Raw genomic sequence first — 20,861 nt, forward strand, 5'->3', positions numbered from 1 at the left:
CAGGACGCCCCGGTCAGGGCACCATGGAGTCGAGGAGGCGACGCCATGACCCCAAGGACCACTGAGCACCGGCCGCAGATGTCCGTCGAGGACTTCGAGGAGCTGGAACGCCATGCCCCGGAGACCGTGCGGCTGGAGTTCATCAATGGAAAGGTCATGGTCAAGCCCGTGGCGGACGGCAACCATCGCGAGATCATCGCCTGGCTGCAACGAATGTGCATGCAGCATCGCCCTGACCTGTGGCTGCATGCGGAGAGCGGCCTGAAGACGGAGCATTACCGCAAAGGGCGAGCGCGTGCCGACGGGGTACTTGTCCCGGTGGGCGGCCTCAAGGGGCAGGGCGAGTGGTCCGAGGCCGACGGCGCCCTGATGGCGGTGGAGGTCACGTCGTACGACTCCGACACTCACCAGCGCGACCGGGTCGACAAGCCTGACGGCTACGCGGCCGCCGGCATCCCCGTCTACCTCCTCATCGACCGGGACGACGGCTCGGTCGTGGTGTTCAACCAGCCCGAGAACGGCCGCTATCGCCACGAGGAGAAGCTGCCCTTCGGTGCCACCGTCAAGCTCCCCGACCCGGTGAGCATGACCCTCGACACCGAGCCCCTCAAGGAGTTCGTGGACTGACCCTCCGGCCCCCGCCCTGCGCGTCCACGGCGCGCAGGACCGCGTCGGCCACCTCCGCCACGGACCGTCCGTCACCCGAGTCCACGACGCGGGCCGTGTCCAGGCCCAGTCTGGTCAGCTCGGTCCGCATGAGCGACTGGTAACGCGCGCTGCGGGCAAGGAACTTGTCCATCAGGTGCCGCTCCTCGGCCGTCGCCTCCGCGTAACGGCCGGCCCTGTGCACGCGGGCGCGTACGACGGTGTCTTCGGCCGTGAGCCATACGGCGGCTGTACGGGAGACGGTCAGTGTCGACACGTACGCAGGCCAGAGTGCGGAGCCCTCCAGGACCAGGCCCATCCCACCACCGCCCAGCCCGGCGGCGTGCTCGGCGATCAGCTCCTCGACCCGAGGCCACAGCCGTTCGTAGTGGTCCAGTACCGTGGAGATCAACCCGTCGACGGTGAGCGTGCGGTAGTGCTCGGCGACATGCCCCGGCACCTCCCACCCGGGCGTACGCCACGGCCGTCCCGGATGCCGTGCCAGAGCGTCGGTCGACCGGCACGCGAACCCCAGCCGTTCCGCCACGACCCGGGCGACCGCCGACTTCCCGACGTTCGACGTGCCCCCGATCAGCACCACCCGCACATCACCCATGCGGCGACCTTATGCAGCGACCCGGGGCTCCAGAGCCCTAGGACCCCATGACCATCCCCCACAACCCCTTCCCCAGCGTCGTCACCCCGCCCGCCAGCGCCAGCAGCAGGACCAGCAGGCGGGCCCGGGGTTCCGGGATGCGGCCGGCGAGGGTTCTGCCGAGCAGGGCGCCCGTCAGCATGGCCGCGGCCGAGGACGCCCACAGGGGCGGGGACAGGTGGGGGAGGCCGTTCGACGCGACCGAGACGGCGTTCACCAGGACGCCGTAGAACATGGCGTTCGGTACGAACTCCCGTACCGTCCAGCCCGCGTTGACCGCGTAGAGCGATACCGGGGGACCGCCCACGCCCGCCGCCGAGTTCATGAAGCCGCCCGCCGCGCCCGCGGCCACCGCTCCTGCACTGCCGCGCAGGGCGGGTACCCGGGTGCCGCGCAGGACCAGTACGACGGCCGTCGTCACCAGGGCGCCCATCGCCGCGAGCAGCGCGGGCTCGGGCAGGCGCCGGGCAAGCCAGGTGCCCGCCGGTACCGTGCACGCTGCTGCGGCGCACAGCGGCACCATCGCGGGCAGGCGGACGTGTCGCAGGCCGCCCGCGAGGCCCACCAGACAGATCGCCCCGGACGCGCAGTTGGCCAGGACGACACCCTCGGCGGGCCCCAGGAGCAGGATCAGGACGGGTACCGAGACCAGGGCGAAGCCCATCCCCGTCAGCCACTGCACGCACGAGGCGAGGGTGACTGTGGCGGTGAGTATCAGTGTCGTTGTCAGTGTCTGTCCCCTGTCTGTCCCCGTTGAGCCCGCCACATCGGACGCCGCTCCAGAACGTGATCGCCCGTCACCGTACGTGAATTGGAAACGTCCTTCCCGACCCCTGTACGTCCCTTGCACGGGCGCTAACCAGCGAAAAGCGAGGCTGGAGTCACTTCCACCGCAGGAGATGCGGAGGAGGTAAACCACCTCACCCGTACAGGAGTTGCGATGACCCGCAAGACCCGCATACGCGCCGCCCTCGTCACGGCCACCGCCCTCGTCACCGCAGCCACGGTGACGGTCGGGATCAGCGCGGCGGGTGGCGACTCCAAGTCGGCGAAGCCCAGCAAGAAGCAGATCGCCGCCCTCTTCGACGGCTGGAACAAGACCCTGAAGACCGGCGACGCGGAGAAGGTCACCGACCGGTACGCGGACGACGCGGTGCTGCTGCCGACGGTCTCCAACAAGATCCGGACGAACCACGCCGAGATCGAGGACTACTTCCACCACTTCCTGGAGAACAAGCCGGTCGGCAAGAAGACCAAGACGATCATCAACATCCTGGACAACAACTCGGCGATCGACACCGGCTCGTACTACTTCATCCTCACCGACCCGAAGACCGGCGAGAAGAAGAGGGTCGACGCCCGCTACACGTACGAGTACGAGAAGCGGGGCGGCAAGTGGCTGATCGTCAACCACCACTCCTCGATGATGCCCGAGGGCTGATCAGCCCGGACCGGACAGAACCAGACCGGACTAAACCAGACCGGACAGAACCAGACCGGTCTCGATCGGCCGGGTCAGCCGGTGCTCTTCTGAGTCGCCGCCCGCAGGCTGATCACCACGCACAACCCGCCCCCGGGCGCGTCCGCCAGGGTCACCGTGCCGCCGTCGTCCGTCACCAGCTGTTTGACGACGGCGAGGCCGAGGCCCGAGCCGGAGCGCCCGGTGAGGCCCTGGCCGCGCCAGAAGCGGTCGAAGGCGCGGGACTTCTCGGCGTCCGACATGCCGGGACCCCCGTCCGAGACCGTCAACTCCATCTCGTCGCCCCGAGGTTGTGCCCGTACGGTGATCGTCCCGCCGTCCGGTGAGACCTCCAGGGCGTTCGACAGAACGTTGTCCAGCACCTGGTCCAGATGACCGGGGCTGGCCAAAACAAGCAGCCGGCCGTCGGCACCCCCACTCCCCCTGAGCGCGATGGTGACTCCGCGCTCGTCGGCGGCCGGCCTCCACATCGACAGGCGTTCGTCCACGATGTCCCTGAGGGACAGCGGCTCCGCCGCCGTGACCTTCGCCTCGGCCCGGGCCAGCACCAGCAGCCCGTTGACCAGACGGCTCATCCGGACCACTTCCGCGGTCGCCTGCTCCACGTCCTCCCGTACGAACTCGTCGTCGGTGCCGTCCGCGATGTTGTCCAGCGACAGGCGCAACGCCGTGAGGGGGGTACGGAGTTGGTGCGAGGCGTCCGCCACGAAGATCCGCTGCGAGGCGACCAGGGTGTCGAGGCGCTCCGCACCCTGGTTGAGGGTGCGGGCAAGGGTCTGCGTCTCCGGCGGGCCCGTGACCCGCGAGCGCGCGGTCAGGTCGCCGTCGCTGAACTTGCTTGCCATGCCGTTGAGTTCGCGGAGCGGAGCGGTGATCCGGCGGGCGGCATACGCTCCGATCGCGGCGGCGGCGGCCAGGACGAGCACGGCCAGTCCCGCCCGGAAACCCCAGATGCTCCACAGCCGCTTGGTCATGTCCGAGGTCGAGTACACGATCCGCACGGCCGCGTCCCCCCGAGCGGGGACGGTGACCGTCAGATGCTTGCCCCAGATGAAGTCGGAACCCCAGTCGGTCGTGCGTTTGTTGTCCCGTACGGCCCGGGTCAGGGCCGCGTCCGCATCGGGCCTCGGTAGTTTCGGGGCGCAGCTGCTGGTGGTCACCTGAACCGTGCCGAGGGTCTCCCCGTCGTACGCATCGGCCACCTTTTCCAGGGCGTCGCACGAGATCCTGTCGCCGTTGCCCAGGAGCAGCGCCATGGTCTGGGCCTCGCGCTGGACGGACACCTTGGTGTCGTCGCGCAGTTGCTTGGTGAGCGTGAAGGCGACCGGCACGGTGAAGAGGAAGATGGCGACCGCGACGAGCATGATGTAACTGCGGATGAGCTGGCGGTTCATGAGGCGCCCGGACCCTGGTCGCCACTGTCGTCGTCCTTGGCGATCTCCAGCCGGAAGCCGACCCCCCGGACCGCCTCGATCGCGATCGCGCCCTTCAGCTTCCGCCGCAGCGCCGCCACATGCACGTCCAGCGTCTTCGTCGGGCCGAACCAGTTCGCGTCCCAGACCGCCTCCATGATCTGCTCGCGCGACATCAGTGCGCCCGGCTCCTCGGTGAGGAAGGCCAGCAGGTCGTACTCCTTGGGGGCGAGGGCGATCTCCTCGCCGTCCAGGCGGACGCGGGCGGCCTTGCGGTCGATCGTCAGGCGGGTGCCGTACCGGTCGGGCCCGGCCTCGGCGGCCTGTGCGCGCGGCTGGACGCGCCTCATCACTGCTCTTATGCGCGCGATGACCTCTCGTACGCCGAAGGGCTTGGAGACGTAGTCGTCCGCGCCGAGCTCCAGGCCGACCACCCGGTCCGTCTCGTCGCTGCGCGCGCTGATGACGATGATCGGGACGTCACCGCGTGCGCGCAGCGCCCTGCAGACGTCCAGACCGTCGGTGTCGGGCAGGCCGAGGTCGAGCAGGACGACGTCGTACGGTTCGGTGTGGCTGAGCGCCGCGCCTCCCGTGGACACCCACGCCACCTCGAAGCCGTAGCGCACCAGGCCGCGACGGAGGGACTGGGCCACCGGTTCATCGTCTTCCACCAGGAGTACGCGCACAGCCGAACCTTAGTCCTTGAAACTTAATTCACAGCGGCAACGCGTATCCCATGCGTGGGTGGGCAGGAGCCCCGCTGAGCGGCCGAAGATCGCTGTGGTGAGCGGGACATCTCACCATGCGATACCCCGAAGGGGGAATTCGGCCGCTCGTTAGACTGAGCTGACCGCAGACGGACCGAGACGGACTGAGCGAGGAGCGCACGTGGGCCTTGTCGTGCAGAAGTACGGAGGCTCATCCGTAGCCGATGCCGAGGGCATCAAGCGCGTCGCCAAGCGAATCGTGGAAGCGAAGAAGAACGGCCACCAAGTGGTCGTCGTCGTTTCCGCGATGGGCGACACGACGGACGAGCTGATCGATCTCGCCGAGAAGGTGTCTCCGATGCCTGCCGGGCGTGAGTTCGACATGCTGCTGACCGCCGGAGAGCGGATCTCCATGGCACTGCTGGCCATGGCGATCAAAAACCTGGGCCACGAGGCCCAGTCGTTCACCGGCAGCCAGGCAGGCGTCATCACCGACTCGGTCCACAACAAAGCCCGGATCATCGACGTCACGCCGGGCCGCATCCGGACCGCGCTGGACGAGGGCAACATCGCCATCGTCGCCGGGTTCCAGGGCGTCAGCCAGGACAAGAAGGACATCACCACGCTGGGGCGCGGCGGGTCCGACACGACGGCTGTGGCGCTCGCCGCCGCGCTGGACGCCGAGGTGTGTGAGATCTACACCGACGTCGACGGTGTGTTCACCGCCGACCCGCGCGTGGTGAAGAAGGCCCGGAAGATCGACTGGATCTCCTCCGAGGACATGCTGGAGCTGGCCGCGTCCGGCTCCAAGGTGCTGCTCCACCGGTGTGTGGAGTACGCCCGTCGTTACGACATCCCGATCCACGTGCGCTCGTCCTTCTCCGGACTGCCGGGCACCTGGGTCAGCAACGAGAATCCCAAGTCGCAAGGGGACCAGCAGGTGGAGCACGCCATCATCTCCGGAGTCGCCCACGACGTCTCCGAGGCCAAGATCACGGTCGTCGGCGTCCCGGACAAGCCGGGCGAGGCCGCGGTGATCTTCCGCGCCATCGCGGACGCCGAGGTCAACATCGACATGATCGTGCAGAACGTGTCGGCGGCCTCGACCGGTCTCACGGACATCTCCTTCACCCTCCCCAAGTCCGAGGGCCGCAAGGCCATCGACGCCCTGGAGAAGTCGAAGGGCGCGATCGGCTTCGACTCGCTGCGCTACGACGACCAGATCGGCAAGATCTCGCTGGTCGGCGCGGGGATGAAGACCAACCCCGGGGTCACCGCGTCCTTCTTCCAGGCGCTGTCCGACGCGGGTGTGAACATCGAGCTCATCTCGACCTCCGAGATCCGCATCTCGGTGGTCACCCGTCAGGACGACGTCCCCGAGGCCGTCCGCGCCGTGCACTCGGCCTTCGGCCTCGACTCCGACAGCGACGAAGCCGTCGTCTACGGAGGCACCGGCCGCTGATGGCCGCGCCCCGATCGACTGCGCCTGGATCGGCTTCCGGCGCCGGATGGTCCGGTTCTCGACCGGATGGAGCCGGGTTGGCTGCTGGGTTTGGGCCGGTCGGTTCTGGGTCGGCCGCGACCGGGTTGGCGGCCATTGGATCGACTGCGCCCGGATCAGCTGTCGGCGCCGGATGGTCCGGTCCTCGGTCGGCTGGGGCCCGGTTGGCTTCCGGGCCTGGGCCCGTCGGTTCTCGGGCGACTGCGACCGGATCGGCCGCGCCTCGGTCGGCCGCGACCGGATTGGCGGTCGCCGGGTCGGCTGTGTCCCGGGCGACCGTGCGGCCGACGCTCGCGGTCGTCGGGGCTACCGGTGCCGTCGGTGCCGTGATGCTTCAGATCCTGTCCCAGCACGCGGACATCTGGGGCGAGATCCGTCTCGTCGCCTCCCCGCGCTCGGCCGGCCGCAAGCTGACCGTGCGCGGCGAGGAGGTCGAGGTGGTGGCGCTGTCGGAGGAGGTCTTCGACGGCGTCGACGTCGCGATGTTCGACGTGCCGGAGGAGATCGCCGAGCGGTGGGCGCCGCTCGCCGCCGCCAAGGGCGTGGTCGTGATCGACAACTCGGGCGCCTTCCGGATGGACCCGGACGTGCCGCTCGTCGTCCCCGAGGTCAATCCGCACGCGGTACGGCAGCGCCCTCGCGGGATCATCGCCAACCCGCACTGCACGACCCTGTCCATGATCGTCGCCCTGGGCGCGCTGCACGCCGAGTACGGCCTGCGCGAGCTGGTGGTCTCCACGTACCAGGCGGTGAGCGGGGCGGGGCGGGCCGGTGTGGACACCCTGCGCCGGCAGCTGTCCCTGGTCGCCGGTACGGAACTGGGGACCAGCCCCGGAGACGTACGGCGGGCCGTGGGCGAGGGGACGGGGCCGTTCCCGGAGCCGGTCGCGCTGAACGTCGTACCGTGGGCCGGTTCTGTCCGGGCCGACGGCTGGTCGTCGGACGAGATGCAGCTACGGGACGAGTCCCGCAAGATCCTCGGGCTGCCGAAACTCCCCGTGGCCGTGACCTGCGTACGGGTGCCGGTCGTCACCGCGCACGCGCTGACCGTCCACGCCCGTTTCCAGGGCGAGGTCACCGTCGCCGGAGCCCGGGAGATCATCGCCACCGCGCCCGGGGTCGTGCTGTTCGACAATCCGGAGGCGGGGGAGTTCCCGACCCCCGTCGACGTGGTCGGCACGGATCCGACCTGGGTCGGCAGGGTCAGGCGGGCGCTCGACGACCCGACCGCGCTGGAACTGTTCGTCTGCGGGGACAACCTGCGCAAGGGATCGGCGCTCAACACGGCGCAGATCGCCGAGCTGGTGGCGGCCGAGTGGGCCTGACGACGTCCAGTCTGTTGATCTTGTCGGAAATCACGCCGGTGATGGCATAAAACGTTTGTAGGATCTAGGTGAGAACTGTGGTGCGGCCGGACAAAGGTCCGCATCCGTGATCCGGGCCCTTCGGCGTTCGAGGATTTTGCTCCCCGCCCTCCGCAACCATGCGGGGGGCGGGGAGCGTCTTTGCGGTCGTCCTTCCGGGGCGTGGGGACGCCGTGACCATGCGTGGGGACGCGCGGTCACCTTGGAATTAGGGGAAGAGCGGGACGCATGAGGGTGGCTGTGTCGGACGACGCAAGAATGATGCCGGATGCGTACAACCCTGACGGGGGGACGGGTGTCCAACATGCGTGGCAGAGGTACTTGACTTCAGAGCGGCGACGCGTGGCACAGCCCTGCGTCCACCGCGCCGACTCCGCGTGCCCGGGGCGCCCGGCGGCATGCCGGTGATCGCGCCGATGCCCGCAGCGCGGCCGGCCCGCATACCCAACCAGCGCGAAGGCGTCGACGAGAGCGCGGCGGCGGGGACGACGGTCGATCACCTGACCGAGACGTACCGCGCCCACTACCGCTCACTCCTCGGCCTCGCCGCGCTCCTTCTCGACGACACCGCCTCCTGCGAGGACGTCGTCCAGGAAGCGTTCATACGGGTCCACTCGGCGCGCAAGCGCGTCCGTGACCCGGAGAAGACGCTCGCCTATCTGCGCCAGACGGTGGTGAACCTCTCCCGCTCCGCGCTGCGCCGCCGCATCCTCGGCCTGAAGCTCCTCTCCAAGCCGATGCCGGACATGGCGAGCGCGGAGGAGGGGGCGTACGACCTGCTGGAGCGCGACTCCCTCATCAAGGCGATGAAGGGCCTCCAGCGCCGCCAGCGCGAGGTCCTCGTCCTGCGCTACTTCGCGGACATGACCGAGGCCCAGGTCGCCGAGACGCTGGGCATATCGCTCGGCTCGGTGAAGGCGTACGGCTCGCGGGGGATCGCCGCGCTGCGTATCGCCATGGAGGAACCGGCATGAGCGACCAGGACCAGGGTCAGGAACGGGAGCGAGATCCGGCGCCGGAGCGAGAACAGGACCAGGACCAGGGTCGGGACCGAGGTCAGGAACAGGGCCAGGCTCGCGGGCACGAGGGACAGGGCTCGGCAACCGGCGGCAGCCAGCAGCACGGGGGTGCCGGCTCAGGGCCCGGCGGTTTCCGGACCGAGGTATTCCGGGCCGGTAAGGTTGTTTCCAACGGGGCCCGATCCAACGGGAGTTGGCCGGCCGGAGTCCACGGACCAAGCCGCCACGAGCAAGAGCACAAGCAATCGCACGCTGGGAACGGAACTGTGAACCACGGCCCCGACGACCAGAGCCTGGACGGGCTCGACTCGGAAGAGCTGGCACTGCGGAGGATGCTGCATCAGGCGGTGGGCCAAATCCAGCCGACCGACGCCGTGCTGGACCATCTTCGACGCGCGGTGCCCGCCCGCCGGGCCCGCAAGCGCCACGCCGCCATCGGTATGGCCGCCGCCGCGCTCTTCATCGGCACGGCCGTCCCGGCCCTGCTGCACGTCTCGAACGTCACCGGCTCCGAGGCCGACCCCTCCGTCATCGCGGGCCACGGCTCGCAGACCAAGGAGGACAAGGGCACGGGCAAGGACGACCCGGACGGCGGCGAGAGCACCTCCGGGGGCACCTCCGGCACGGTCGAGACCAAGCCGTCGAGCAGCCCCTCGGGCAGTGCGACGAACCCGGACAAGGGCGGCACCGGCGGCAACACGACCGGGGCCACCGATCCGATGGTCACCCCCCAGCCCCCGGCCACCTGCGACGCGACCCAGCTGGGCTCGGCCACCGGGTCGGTCGGCGACCCCGACGCCACCGGAGCCGTCTACGGCACGTTCCGGGTCGTCAACGTCTCCACCACCCCGTGCACGGTCAGTGGCAACGGCACCGTGACGACGCTGGCGCAGGACGCGGCCGACCCGGCGAAGGTGACCAGCACCGACCACACGGCGGGTGACGCGGCCGGCGGTCTGCCCGACCCGTCCCTCTCGGTCAGCGGACTCGTGCTGCAGCCGGGCGCGGCCTACACGGTGCAGTTCGCCTGGGTGCCCTCGGAGACATGCCCCACGACCGGCACCACCGACGGCGGCACCACGGGCGGCCCCACCGAGTCGCCGTCGCCCACACCGAGCGAGAGCCCCGACTCGTCGACGACCACCTCCACCGGCGGCGACACCGGCACCGGCACCACGCCGCAGCTGGTCACGGAGGACGGCACCCCGGATGACGGCAGCGTGGCGGTGTCCTACACGACGGAGGCCGGCTCGCCCACGGTGACGGCGACGGTGTCGAACGCGTGCGCGGGCACGGTGTACAAGACCGGGGTCATGGCGGAGACCACGTAGTACCGGGTACCGGCAGCATTCACCTGGGCCTGGGCCTGAGCCCGGGCCGGGCGGTGGTCAGGCGGTGGCGCCTTCCCGCGCGGCTTCCGCGGTGGACGTGCCGGGAGCATCGGATGCGGCGGAGGTGTCGGGGGTGTCGGAGGTGATGGGCGCGAGCCCCAGTTCCGCGTCCCGCGCGAACTCCACCTCGCGGCGCACCAGCCGGAACCACATGAAGACGACGAACCCCGCGAAGACGAACCACTCACCGGTGTAGCCGAGGTTCTGGAACGCCTTCAGGTCGAGCCCGGTGTCCGCGGGCGCGGTCGCCGGTACGGCCCTCATCCCCGAGTCGCCCTTGTCGAGGGTCACCCAGGCGTCGTACAGGTCGTACGGCACGAGGTTCACCAGCGAGGCCGCGCTGATCGCGCCGGTCTGCCCGGCCGGGAGGCCGCCCGCGGCGCTCACACCGTTGGACCCCGGCGTCTCGGACGCCTGGAGCGCACCGGTGACGGTGACCTCGCCGACGGGCGGGGCGGGGGCTTTCGCGGGGTCGGCGGTACCGGGCAGCCAGCCGCGTACGACGGGCAGGGCCTTGCCCTCGTCGGTGCGCAGCAGGGTCAGTACGTAGTAGCCGTTACGGTCGTCCAGTTGCCGGCCGGGGACGAGGAGCTGCGTGCCGTACCGCCCGCTGACGGTGACGCGGTCCCCGGAGGTCTTCTTGTCGACGGGCAGCAGCTCGGCGAGCGGCCGGGCGGCCTCCCCCTTCTCGGCGGAGACCTCCTCGGTGGCGGTCCTGTGGTCCTGCACCCGGTCCTCGAACCGGCTCAGCTGCCACGACCCCATGAACACGCAGAAGGGGATGGCGAGCAGCACGAAGACGTTGATCCCCCACCAACGGGGCGTCAGCAGAAACCGGTACACGCCTTCCAAGGTACGGGGCGGCGGTCGGTGCCGGGTCCGCGGGGTCGCCGGGTCAGTACCGCTCCGTCAGCTCCCTCAGGTGGTCCCGGCTCGCCGGGGGCTCGTACGGCTCGGGCCAGAAGTCGGTCATGGACGTGATGATCCCCTTCTCATCCCCGGTGAAGAAGGAGATGCACTGCATCTCCTCCGGGCCCACGGTGAAGCGGAGCCACGTGACGACGTGCCCCGGCTCGGCGACCACGCGCTCTGTCCGCAGGTGCCAGTCGCTCGGAAACTCCCGGTTGAACCGGACGAACCGCTCCTTGCCGCTGACTCGCTCCCGCGTCTGGGGCAGGGTGTAGACGACGTCGTCGGCGAGGGTGTCGGCGAACCCGTCCCAGTCCCTGGCCTCGGCGGTCGCCCAGAACCTCTCGACTGTCTCGCGCAGATCGGGGGCAGCGGACTTGTCGGCCACATCGGCCACATCGGTCGCGTCAGGCGTGTTGGTCATGCGGGAAGTCTGCACCCGGCCACTGACAATCGGCTCTGACCTGTGGATATGTCTGACCCCCCGAGGAGTTTTCCACAGGCTGGGGACCTCCGCGGCGGATTGTCCTGCGAGGCGGGCAGTATGGGGCCATGACTGAGAGCAACGGGTCCACCCCGAACACGACCACGCCGGACTGGGAGAAGCGGTTCCGGGCGCCGCGGGTGTCGCTGCCGGACTGGGCGGAGGACGCGCCGGACCGGTCCCTGTTCGTGTCCAACGCGACGGGGACGTACGAGCTGTACGCCTGGGACCGCGCCACGGGCGAGCAGCGCCAGGTGACCAACCGGCCGAACGGCACGACGGACGGCGTGCTGTCGCCCGACGGCGAGTGGATCTGGTGGTTCGACGACAAGGACGGCGACGAGTTCGGCAAGTGGCGCCGGCAGCCCTTCGGGGGAGGGGCGGAGGGCGCCGAGGACGAGTTGGCGACCCCTGGCCTGGAGGCCTCCTACCCGGCGGGGCTGGCACTGGGCCGGGACGGTCGTACGGCGGTCGTGGGGCGCTCGACGGACGAGGAGGGTACGACGATCCACCTCGCGGTGGCGGACGCGCCCCCGGCGGTGATCTACCGGCACCGCGAGTCGGCGGGCGTCGGCGACCTCTCGCACGACGGTTCGCTGATCGCGATCGAGCACACGGAGCACGGCGACGCGATGCACTCGGCGCTGCGTGTCCTGCGCCCGGACGGTACGACGGTCGCCGACCTCGACGACACCAAGGGTGGCGCGGAGGAACTGGGCCTGGAGGTGCTGGGCTTCGCGCCCGTCGAGGGGGACTCGCGGCTGCTCGTCGGTCATCAGCGCCGGGGCCGCTGGGAGCCCCTGGTGTGGGACGTGGCGAGCGGCGAGGAGACGGACCTCGCCCTCGACCTGCCGGGCGATGTGAGCGCGGAGTGGTATCCGGACGGCTCGGGACTCCTGATCGCCCACAGCTTCGAGGCGCGCAGCGAGCTGTTCCGCTATGACCTGGCCTCGCGCGAGCTGGTGAAGGTGCCGACGCCCGCCGGTTCGGTCTCCGGGGCGACGGTCAGGCCCGACGGCAGCGTGGAGTACCTGTGGTCGTCGTCCGCGCAACCGTCGTCGGTGCGCTCGACGACGGGAGCGGTGGTCCTGGACCCGCCCGGGCTGAAGTCGCCGGGTTCGGTGCCGGTGGAGGACGTGTGGGTGGACGGGCCGGGGGGCCGTATCCACGCCCTCGTCCAGAAGCCGGCCGGGGCGGCGGGGCCCCTGCCCACCGTGTTCGACATTCACGGTGGACCGACCTGGCACGACAGCGACGCGTTCGCGGCGGGACCGGCGGCGTGGGTCGACCACGGGTACGCGGTGGTGCGGGTCAACTATCGGGGGTCCACCGGGTACGGACGTGAGTGGACGGACGCCCTCAAGCACCGGGTCGGTCTGATCGAGCTGGAGGACATCGCGGCGGTACGGGAATGGGCGGTGGCCTCGGGCCTCGCGGACCCCGACCGGCTGATCCTGACCGGCGGTTCCTGGGGCGGCTACCTGACGCTTCTCGGCCTCGGCGTCCAGCCCGACGCGTGGGCGCTGGGCCTTGCGGCGGTGCCGGTCGCGGACTACGTCACGGCGTACCACGACGAGATGGAAGCGCTGAAGGCGATGGACCGGACGCTGCTGGGCGGCACACCGGAGGAGGTTCCGGAACGGTTCGAGGCGTCGTCGCCGTTGACGTACGTCGACGCGGTGAGGGCGCCGGTGTACATCTCGGCCGGGGTGAACGACCCGCGCTGCCCGATCCGGCAGATCGACAACTATGTGAAGCGGTTGGAGAAGCGGGGCGCGGTCCACGAGGTGTACAGGTACGACGCGGGGCACGGGTCGTTGGTCGTGGACGAGCGGATCAAGCAGGTGCGGTTGGAAATGGAGTTCGTGGAGCGGCATTTGGGGGCCTAGGAGTTCTTCGCCCCGCCGCCCCTACCCGTCCCATCGAGGGGCTGGATTTTTAGCCCGTCCGGCGTTTGAGGACGAGGCCCCTTCAGGGCCGAAGCGGGGGTCTGGGGGCGCAGCCCCCAGGGACAGGATGGGACGGGTAAGGGCGGCGGGGGCGAAGAAACTACACCCCCGCCCGCTCACCCCGCCGCCTCCCCAGCAGCTCCGCCAACCCCCGCCGCGTAGCGGCCAGTACCACCCGGTCCTCCGCCCGCAGCACATACGTCGCCGGCAGATCCCACACCAGCCCCGACGGACGACCGTCCTCCCCGACGGCCCTCACCCCCGTGTCCAACGCCAGCACCCGCCACGCCCCCGCCCGGAACGCCTCCCCGACCGTCCGCCCCTCCAACTGCGCATGGCCGCCCACCCACATCGCCGCGAACAGCAACACCCGCCGCTCGACGGGAATCGTGCCCAGGATCTGCGTCTGACGCCCCATCATCGCCCCGGCGAACGCGGGCGCCGCGAGATGCGAAACGCTCCGGCTGCGGGTGGTCGCCCCGGGGTGCGCCGCCCGCAGGGTGCGGTACACGGCGGTGGCGAAGTCGTCGTCGTACAGGCGCAGGACGACGCGCAGGTCGGGCCGTACGGAACGCCCGTACAGCACCGCCTCCAGGTTGGTCGTGTCGGCGCTGGTGAGGGCGAGGAGGGCCTGCGCACGGTTGATCTTCGCGGCCTCCAGGACGCCCTCCTGGGTCACATCACCCAGCACCACAGGCACCCGCAGCCGCCGCGCCGTAGCAAGCCCGCGCGCCTCGGGATCCGCCTCGACGCACACCACCGGGATGTTCAGTTCGCGCAGCCGGGTCAGCACCCGCGTACCGATCTTGCCGAGCCCGAGCAGCACCACATGCCCGCTCAGCCCACGTGGCGGCCTCCGTACCGCGGACCCGCTGCGGAAGGTACCGAGCGCCTCCAGCACGGCGGCCAGCAGCACCGGCAGCAGTAGCAACCCGACCAGCCCGGACAGGAGTTGGAGGATCTGGCGGGGCATTGAGGACCCGATCGCCGGATCGTTGATCGCGAAGAGGTCGAGCAGGGTCAGGTAGGTCGCGTGGAGGGGATGGTCGCCCGTGGCGATCGTCAGCGCGACGGCGAGGGCGATCACGCACCCGACCATCCCGGCCAGCGACCACCGCAGCCGCCGCGAGAAGAGCGAGGCGAACGGCGGCACCACGCCCCGCCCCCGCCCGCCCGACATCGACGTCCCGGAGTACGCGTACGCCACCTGCTGGAGCACGACCGTTCCGCGCCCGGTCGCCGCCGCCACCGCCGCCTCGTCGGGGAGCAGCCGGGGTCCCTGGTCGCCGCTGCTCTCCGAGCCGTCGGCGCCGGCCGGGTCGCTGCTCGTGGCGGAGAGCAGGGCGAGGGTGTACAGGCCCGGGTCGGCGACCTCACCCGGCGCCGGCGGCAGCCGTTCCACCGCGCGCAGCAGCAGCCCGTCGGTCTGAACGACCTTGCTGGTACCGGTGATCGCGGTGGCGGCGAGCGCGGGGGCGGCGGTGTCGGCGTCGGACAGGACGGTGGTCGACGCGTCGGAGCGGTTGCCCGAACCGCTGCTGCCGCCGTCATCAGTACTGTCGGACACTGCCGCCAACGCCGATGCCTGGTCGAGGAGTTCCCCGATGTGCTGGCCCAACCGCCGGTTGTAGAGCCGTAGTACGAGCTGCAGTCGTGGATTGAGGCGGCGGGCGGTGAGCGCGGCGCGGATGTTGGTCTCGTCGTCGTCGTACACGAGGGCCAGGGCCGCGGCCCGCTCCGCACCCGCCTCGGCGAGAACCGCCTCGGTCAGTTCGACGGCCTCCAACACCCTTTCTCGCAGCCCGGGTTCACCACCACTGTCCGCACCGGTGGTTCCGTTTCCCGCCGCCCGGTTGACGACGGCGGTCATCCTGTCGAGCAGCGCCGACGCGGTCCCGGCGGCCCGGACGACCACCGGTGGCCGTACGTTCCGCTCCGAGGGCGGGACGACGAGCATGACCTGCTCGCCGTACACGTTGCGGAGTTCGTGGGCCAGCCGGTGTGCGAGCCCGTCGTCGCCGCACACGATCATATGAGCGGCGAGATCAGCCGTACTCGGCCCGTTCGGCCCGCTCTGACTCGGAAGGTTCCCCAGGATCGCCACGAGGGAAAAGACTGCCTCACCGGGACGGCTGGTTGCAGGCCGGGGCCCGTCGAACGATCAAAACCGTCAGGTCACCAGGTCATCAGGTCATCAGATCCTCAGGCCACACCGCTGCGGCCCACCACCTGCCCCGCCCGGTCGATACAGATCACGTCGACCGCGACGGGCGCCCCGCGCAGTACCGCGAGGGCCTCGTCGCGCGCGGCCACCGCCACCAGGTCGCCGAGCGGGACCCCGGCCGCCGTGCACAACTGCAGTGCCGCGAGGCCCGTGTTGGCGTCCGCGACCTCGGCGGCCAGCGTCTCGCTCGCGCCGCCGCGCCGGGCCAGTTCGGCGAGGAGGCCCTTGTCGACCTGGGAACGCGCGGAGTGCAGATCGAGGTGACCGGCCGCCAGTTTCGACAGTTTCGCGAACCCGCCGCAGATCGTGAGCCGGTCGACGGGATGCCGTCGTACGTACTTCAGTACCGCCCCCGCGAAGTCGCCCATGTCGAGCAGGGCTTCCTCGGGGAGTCCGTACGCGGCCACGACCGTCTTCTCCGAGGTTGAGCCGGTGCATCCGGCGACGTGGGTGTGTCCGGCGGCCCGGGCGACGTCCACGCCCCGCCGGATCGAGTCGATCCACGCCGAGCAGGAGTAGGGGACAACGATCCCGGTGGTGCCGAGGACCGAGAGCCCGCCGAGGATGCCCAGCCGGGGGTTCCAGGTGGACCGGGCGATCTCCTCGCCGTGGTCGATGGAGACGGTGATCTCGACATCGCCTCCGTTCCTGTTCCTGTTCCCGTTCCCGTGTTCGGCCGCCACCCGGGCGACGTGGTCGCGCATCAGCTGCCGGGGGACCGGATTGACCGCCGGTTCGCCGACCGGCAGCGGCAGTCCGGGGCGGGTGACCGTGCCGACGCCCGGACCGGCCCGGAAGACGACGCCCGACCCGGCGGGCAGGAGGCGCACGGTCGCCCGGACCAGTGCGCCGTGGGTGACGTCCGGGTCGTCGCCCGCGTCCTTCACGATGCCCACCATGGCGTACGAGCTGGTCAGCTCCTCGGTGGCCAGCGCGAACGCCGGTGTCTGGCCCTTGGGCAGGGTGATCGTCACCGGGTCGGGGAAGTCCCCGGTCAGCAGGGCGGTGTACGCGGCTGTCGTGGCGGCGGTCGCACAGGCGCCGGTGGTCCAGCCGGGGCGCAGGCCGGTGTGCTTGAGTTGGGCGCCGCGCCCGCCCTTGGCCTCGCTGCCGCTCATGAAGGGAACCCGGTCCTCGTGCTGCACGTACTGATCCTGGGCGGAACCGCCGAGGCCCGCCGCCTCGCCGAGCTCCTGGCCGCGGAGGGAACGCGGCCGGGCCTGCGCGCGCTCCGGGTGACGAACTCACTGGCCGGACGGGTCTCCACGCCCCGGCTGCCGCCCGGCGAGGTGCGGGTGGGCGGCTTCGGCGGGGCCGAGGGGCTCGCCGAGTGGCTGCGCGCGCACCGGGTGGACGTTCTCATCGACGCCACCCATCCCTTCGCCGGCACGATCAGTTTCCATGCGGCACGGGCCGCCGCCGCAGCCCATGTTCCCCTGCTCGCGCTCCGGCGCCCCGGCTGGGTCCCGGTCAAGGGCGACGACTGGCACGCGACAGGCTCCCTGGAGGAGGCCGCCGCGCTGCTGCCCGCGCTCGGCCGACGCGTGTTCCTCACCACCGGGCGCCTGGGCCTGGCCGCCTTCGCCGTCGCCGCGCTGGACGAGCTGTGGTTCCTCGTGCGTTCCGTCGACGCGCCCGAGGCTCCGCACCCGGCCCGCATGGCGGTGCTGCTCGACCGCGGCCCCTTCACGCTCGACGGCGAACGCGAACTGCTGCGCCGCCACCGCATCGACGTCGTCGTCACGAAGGACAGCGGCGGCCCGGCGACCGCACCGAAGCTGACGGCGGCGAGGGAGGCGGGGCTGCCGGTGGTCGTCGTACGGCGCCCGGCGGTGCCGGAGGGCGTGCGGGTGGTCGACGGCCCGGAAGAGGCCCTGCACTGGCTGGTATCCCAGCACCGCTGACCGACCCTCTGACCGAAACCTGTCGCGACCTTTACTGCACATTGATTGCAGGTAACTGTCTATGGCAGAAGGCTGGGGCGATGAGTCGTGAGGAGATACGTCGTGAGGAGATACGTCGTGAGGCGATGAGCCGTGAGGAGTGGATCAGGGTCGGCGGCATGGCCGCCTTCATCGTGGCGCTGCATGTCATCGGCTGGTTCACGCTCGTGGTGGTCGTCGCGCCCGAGCACTACAGCGTGGGCGGGAAGGCCTTCGGTATCGGTATCGGCGTGACCGCCTACACCCTCGGTATGCGGCACGCCTTCGACGCCGACCACATCGCCGCCATCGACAACACGACCCGGAAGCTGATGGGCGAGGGGCAGCGCCCGCTGTCCGTGGGGTTCTGGTTCTCGCTCGGCCACTCCAGTGTCGTCTTCGTCCTCGCCCTCCTGCTGTCGCTGGGGGTCAGGGCCCTCGCCGGGCCGGTCCAGGACGACGGCTCCCGTCTGCACGACGTCACGGGCCTCATCGGTACGACCGTCTCCGGGACGTTCCTCTACCTCATCGCCGGTATCAACCTCGTCATCCTGGCCGGTATCTGGAAGGTGTTCCGTCAGATGCGGACCGGTCACTTCGACGAGGACGCCCTCGAAGAGCAGCTCAACAGCCGGGGGTTCATGAACCGCCTCCTGGGCCGTTTCACGAGGTCGATCACCAAGTCGTGGCAGATGTACCCGCTGGGTCTGCTCTTCGGGCTCGGCTTCGACACGGCCACCGAGGTCGCACTCCTGGTGCTGGCGGGGTCGGGCGCGGCCTCGGGGCTGCCCTGGTACGCGATCCTGTGCCTGCCGGTCCTCTTCGCGGCCGGGATGTCGCTGCTCGACACGATCGACGGCTCGTTCATGAACTTCGCCTACGGCTGGGCGTTCTCCAAGCCGGTCCGGAAGGTCTACTACAACCTCACGATCACCGGACTGTCGGTCGCCGTCGCGCTCATCATCGGCACGGTCGAACTGCTCGGCCTGATCGCCGAACAGGCGGACCTCCACGGCCCGTTCTGGGACCGGGTCGCCGGGCTCGACCTCAACATCGTCGGGTACGTCATCGTCGGGCTGTTCTTCGCGACGTGGGCCGTCGCCCTGGTGGTGTGGAAGGTCGGCCGGATCGAGGAGAGGTGGACGTCGGGACTGGCGAATCCGGTACGGGAGCCTGCGGAGGCGGAGGCGTAAGCCCGATGCACGGACTCCGGCTCGCTCGCCTGCGCTCATTCCACCTCGTTGGCGATCGCGTTGACGGCCGCCGCCGCGATGGCGCTCCCGCCCCGCCGCCCCCGTACGACCAGATGCTCCAGCCGGGACGGATGCCCGGCCAGCGCGTCCTTCGACTCCACGGCGCCCACGAAACCCACCGGAACTCCGATCACGGCGGCCGGGCGGGGAGCGCCCTCCTCGATCATCTCCAGCAGCCGGAAGAGGGCGGTGGGCGCGTTGCCCACGGCCACCACGGCGCCCTCCAGCCGGTCGCGCCACAGTTCCAGCGCGGCGGCGCTGCGGGTGGTGCCGAGCTTCGCGGCCAGGTCCGGTACCGCCGGGTCGGTGAGCGTGCAGATGACCTCGTTGCCGGCGGGGAGCCGCCTGCGGGTGATGCCGCTGGCCACCATCGAGACGTCGCAGAGGACGGGTGCGCCCGCGCGCAGGGCCTCGCGGGCGCGGGTGACGACGTCGGGTGTGTAGCCGAGGTCGCCTGCGAGGTCGACCATCCCACAGGCGTGGATCATCCGTACGGCGACCTGCGCGACGTCGGCGGGCAGCCCGGCGAGGTCGGCCTCGGCGCGGATGGTGGCGAAGGACTGGCGGTAGATCGCGGCGCCGTCCTTCTCGTATTCGAACCCTGTCTCGAACACTGTGCTCTCACTCATCCGTCCGTCGGTGTTCCTGCTGCGTGCCTGTTGCTTGCCTGCTGGGTTCCTGTTGCGGGCCGCCGGTGATTGTACGAAACGGTCTCGATTCGGCCCGTTCCTTGGGCGGCGCCGATGAGCAGGCAATCATGACCCCCATGCAGCGGCTCCACACCCCCGAGTGGTTCACGGCCGACGACTCGACCCTGAACGTAGCGCTGGTGTACCCGATGCAGGGGCCCGCCGGGATCTTCGGTCCCGCGTGCGAGGCGTGCGCGCGGCTGGCCGCCGAGGAGGTCAACCGGGCGGGCGGGGTCCTGGGCAAGGAGCTGCGGCTCCTGGAGGTCGACGGGGGCGCCGATCCGCAGCGGGTCGCGGGGGAGGTCGAGGCGCTGGTCGCGACCGGTGTGGTGCAGGGCGTCACCGGCTGGCACATCTCCTCCGTACGGCAGGCCGTGGCGCCCCGGGTCGCGCACCGGGTGCCGTACGTCTACACGGCCCTGTACGAGGGCGGTGAGTGCACCGAGGGGGTGTTCCTGACGAGTGAGACGCCCGCCGGGCAGCTGCGGCCGGCGATGCGGCTGATCGGCGAGGCGCGGGGCGTACGGCGCTGGTTCGTCGTCGGCAACAACTACGTGTGGCCCCGGCAGACCGCCCGCGCCGCCCGCCGGTACGCGCGCGAGAGCCGGGGCCGGGTGTGCGGGGAGGCGTATCTCCCGCTGGGCACCGAGGACTTCACCGACGTCCTGCGCCGTATCGAACACGCCGACGCCGATGGGGTGTTGATGCTGCTGGTGGGCAGTGACGCGGTCCGTTTCAACCGTGCCTTCGGCGCCTTCGGGCTCGACCGGCGCTGTCTGCGGCTGAGCACCCTCATGGACGAGAACATGCTGCTGGCCAGCGGTCCCGAGGCGACCCGCGACCTGTTCAGCACGGCCGGCTTCTTCGCCTCCCTCGCCAACCAGGACACCCTGGACTTCCACGGCAGCTACGCCGCCCGCTACGGCGTCGACGCCCCAGCCCCCGGCAGCCTCGGCGAGTCCTGCTACGAGGGCGTGCTGCTGCTCGCGGCCCTCGTCGAACGCGCCCGCACCCTCGACGTGTCCGCGATCGGGGCGGCGGCCGAGGCGGTGTCGTACGAGGGCCCGCGCGGCCTCCTCCGGCTGCGCGACCGGCACGTGAGCCAGCGCATCTACCTCGCGGAGGCGGACGGTCTGGACTTCACCGTCGTCGCCCAACTCCAGAAGACCGATCCTTCTTAGATCCTTCCGTCCGGAAGTATTAATTCAACAATTTTAGTTCCGCTGGAAACTGCTCATCAATTCCGTGGAAACGCAT

The 20,861-nt window shown here is 70.5% G+C and carries 19 protein-coding genes; 10 read left to right on the forward strand and 9 right to left on the reverse strand.

Features of this window, described 5'->3' with window-relative positions; translation table 11 throughout:
* Positions 1 to 45 precede the first annotated feature (45 nt).
* Complete coding sequence (locus OG734_RS26050) at positions 46 to 627, forward strand: Uma2 family endonuclease (RefSeq protein WP_330289907.1); 582 nt, start codon at positions 46 to 48, stop codon at positions 625 to 627.
* Here OG734_RS26050 and OG734_RS26055 read toward each other — a convergent pair.
* Together OG734_RS26055 and OG734_RS26060 are read right to left on the reverse strand one after the other, a co-directional pair.
* Complete coding sequence (locus tag OG734_RS26055) at positions 608 to 1,261, reverse strand: hypothetical protein (RefSeq protein ID WP_330289908.1); 654 nt, start codon at positions 1,259 to 1,261, stop codon at positions 608 to 610. The two genes, OG734_RS26050 and OG734_RS26055, sit on opposite strands and share 20 nt — an antisense overlap.
* A gap of 37 nt (positions 1,262 to 1,298) precedes the next feature.
* Positions 1,299 to 2,018: a TSUP family transporter gene (locus OG734_RS26060; protein ID WP_443065102.1), complete on the reverse strand. Its 720-nt coding sequence runs from the start codon at positions 2,016 to 2,018 to the stop codon at positions 1,299 to 1,301.
* Between the two features lie 222 nt (positions 2,019 to 2,240).
* Here OG734_RS26060 and OG734_RS26065 point away from each other — a divergent pair, with 222 nt between their 5' ends.
* Positions 2,241 to 2,741 (forward strand): SgcJ/EcaC family oxidoreductase, encoded by a 501-nt coding sequence (locus OG734_RS26065; RefSeq protein WP_330289909.1) that lies wholly within the window; start codon positions 2,241 to 2,243, stop codon positions 2,739 to 2,741.
* A gap of 74 nt (positions 2,742 to 2,815) precedes the next feature.
* Here the strand turns inward: OG734_RS26065 and OG734_RS26070 are convergent, their stop codons facing one another.
* Both OG734_RS26070 and OG734_RS26075 read right to left on the reverse strand, forming a co-directional pair.
* Positions 2,816 to 4,174 carry a sensor histidine kinase gene (locus tag OG734_RS26070; RefSeq protein WP_330289910.1) on the reverse strand — a complete coding sequence of 453 codons (1,359 nt, stop codon included), beginning with the start codon at positions 4,172 to 4,174 and terminating at the stop codon, positions 2,816 to 2,818.
* The gene (locus tag OG734_RS26075; protein WP_330289911.1) at positions 4,171 to 4,878 is read right to left on the reverse strand and encodes a response regulator transcription factor; all 708 of its coding nucleotides are present in this window, start codon (positions 4,876 to 4,878) and stop codon (positions 4,171 to 4,173) included. The genes OG734_RS26070 and OG734_RS26075 overlap by 4 nt, the downstream gene beginning before the upstream one ends.
* Positions 4,879 to 5,080: 202 nt before the next feature.
* On the opposite strand from OG734_RS26075, the gene OG734_RS26080 reads away from it, so the two are divergent.
* The 4 genes from OG734_RS26080 (at position 5,081) to OG734_RS26095 (ending at position 10,114) form a co-directional block, all read left to right on the forward strand.
* The gene (locus tag OG734_RS26080) at positions 5,081 to 6,361 is read left to right on the forward strand and encodes an aspartate kinase (RefSeq protein WP_330289912.1); all 1,281 of its coding nucleotides are present in this window, start codon (positions 5,081 to 5,083) and stop codon (positions 6,359 to 6,361) included.
* Between the two features lie 281 nt (positions 6,362 to 6,642).
* Positions 6,643 to 7,725 carry an aspartate-semialdehyde dehydrogenase gene (locus OG734_RS26085; RefSeq protein ID WP_443064910.1) on the forward strand — a complete coding sequence of 361 codons (1,083 nt, stop codon included), beginning with the start codon at positions 6,643 to 6,645 and terminating at the stop codon, positions 7,723 to 7,725.
* A 347-nt stretch (positions 7,726 to 8,072) separates the two neighbouring features.
* Positions 8,073 to 8,738, forward strand: a complete 666-nt coding sequence (locus OG734_RS26090) for a SigE family RNA polymerase sigma factor (protein ID WP_330289914.1) — start codon at positions 8,073 to 8,075, stop codon at positions 8,736 to 8,738.
* Between the two features lie 311 nt (positions 8,739 to 9,049).
* Positions 9,050 to 10,114, forward strand: a complete 1,065-nt coding sequence (locus OG734_RS26095; RefSeq protein ID WP_330289915.1) for a hypothetical protein — start codon at positions 9,050 to 9,052, stop codon at positions 10,112 to 10,114.
* Positions 10,115 to 10,171: 57 nt separating this feature from the next.
* Here the strand turns inward: OG734_RS26095 and OG734_RS26100 are convergent, their stop codons facing one another.
* Together OG734_RS26100 and OG734_RS26105 are read right to left on the reverse strand one after the other, a co-directional pair.
* Complete coding sequence (locus OG734_RS26100; RefSeq protein WP_330289916.1) at positions 10,172 to 11,017, reverse strand: SURF1 family protein; 846 nt, start codon at positions 11,015 to 11,017, stop codon at positions 10,172 to 10,174.
* A 52-nt stretch (positions 11,018 to 11,069) separates the two neighbouring features.
* On the reverse strand, positions 11,070 to 11,507 hold the full coding sequence (locus OG734_RS26105; protein ID WP_330289917.1) for a nuclear transport factor 2 family protein: 438 nt from the start codon (positions 11,505 to 11,507) through the stop codon (positions 11,070 to 11,072).
* A 128-nt stretch (positions 11,508 to 11,635) separates the two neighbouring features.
* Between OG734_RS26105 and OG734_RS26110 the strand changes: the two genes are divergently transcribed.
* Positions 11,636 to 13,456: a S9 family peptidase gene (locus OG734_RS26110; RefSeq protein ID WP_330289918.1), complete on the forward strand. Its 1,821-nt coding sequence runs from the start codon at positions 11,636 to 11,638 to the stop codon at positions 13,454 to 13,456.
* 160 nt (positions 13,457 to 13,616) lie between these two features.
* On the opposite strand, the gene OG734_RS26115 is transcribed toward OG734_RS26110, so the two are convergent.
* Together OG734_RS26115 and OG734_RS26120 are read right to left on the reverse strand one after the other, a co-directional pair.
* Positions 13,617 to 15,548 carry a potassium channel family protein gene (locus OG734_RS26115; RefSeq protein WP_330293790.1) on the reverse strand — a complete coding sequence of 644 codons (1,932 nt, stop codon included), beginning with the start codon at positions 15,546 to 15,548 and terminating at the stop codon, positions 13,617 to 13,619.
* Between the two features lie 170 nt (positions 15,549 to 15,718).
* Positions 15,719 to 16,858: a cobalt-precorrin-5B (C(1))-methyltransferase gene (locus tag OG734_RS26120; protein WP_330293791.1), complete on the reverse strand. Its 1,140-nt coding sequence runs from the start codon at positions 16,856 to 16,858 to the stop codon at positions 15,719 to 15,721.
* A gap of 21 nt (positions 16,859 to 16,879) precedes the next feature.
* Between OG734_RS26120 and OG734_RS26125 the strand changes: the two genes are divergently transcribed.
* Together OG734_RS26125 and OG734_RS26130 are read left to right on the forward strand one after the other, a co-directional pair.
* Positions 16,880 to 17,644, forward strand: a complete 765-nt coding sequence (locus tag OG734_RS26125; RefSeq protein ID WP_330293792.1) for a cobalt-precorrin-6A reductase — start codon at positions 16,880 to 16,882, stop codon at positions 17,642 to 17,644.
* A gap of 80 nt (positions 17,645 to 17,724) precedes the next feature.
* Positions 17,725 to 18,855: a HoxN/HupN/NixA family nickel/cobalt transporter gene (locus OG734_RS26130; RefSeq protein ID WP_330289919.1), complete on the forward strand. Its 1,131-nt coding sequence runs from the start codon at positions 17,725 to 17,727 to the stop codon at positions 18,853 to 18,855.
* 35 nt (positions 18,856 to 18,890) lie between these two features.
* Here the strand turns inward: OG734_RS26130 and OG734_RS26135 are convergent, their stop codons facing one another.
* Positions 18,891 to 19,544 carry a precorrin-8X methylmutase gene (locus tag OG734_RS26135; protein ID WP_330289920.1) on the reverse strand — a complete coding sequence of 218 codons (654 nt, stop codon included), beginning with the start codon at positions 19,542 to 19,544 and terminating at the stop codon, positions 18,891 to 18,893.
* A gap of 137 nt (positions 19,545 to 19,681) precedes the next feature.
* On the opposite strand from OG734_RS26135, the gene OG734_RS26140 reads away from it, so the two are divergent.
* Entirely contained in the window at positions 19,682 to 20,785 is a 1,104-nt protein-coding gene (locus OG734_RS26140; protein WP_330293793.1) for a substrate-binding domain-containing protein, read from the forward strand.
* The last annotated feature ends 76 nt before the right edge of the window (positions 20,786 to 20,861 follow it).

The sequence above is a fragment of the Streptomyces sp. NBC_00576 genome (genome assembly GCF_036345175.1).
Taxonomy (GTDB): Bacteria; Actinomycetota; Actinomycetes; order Streptomycetales; family Streptomycetaceae; genus Streptomyces.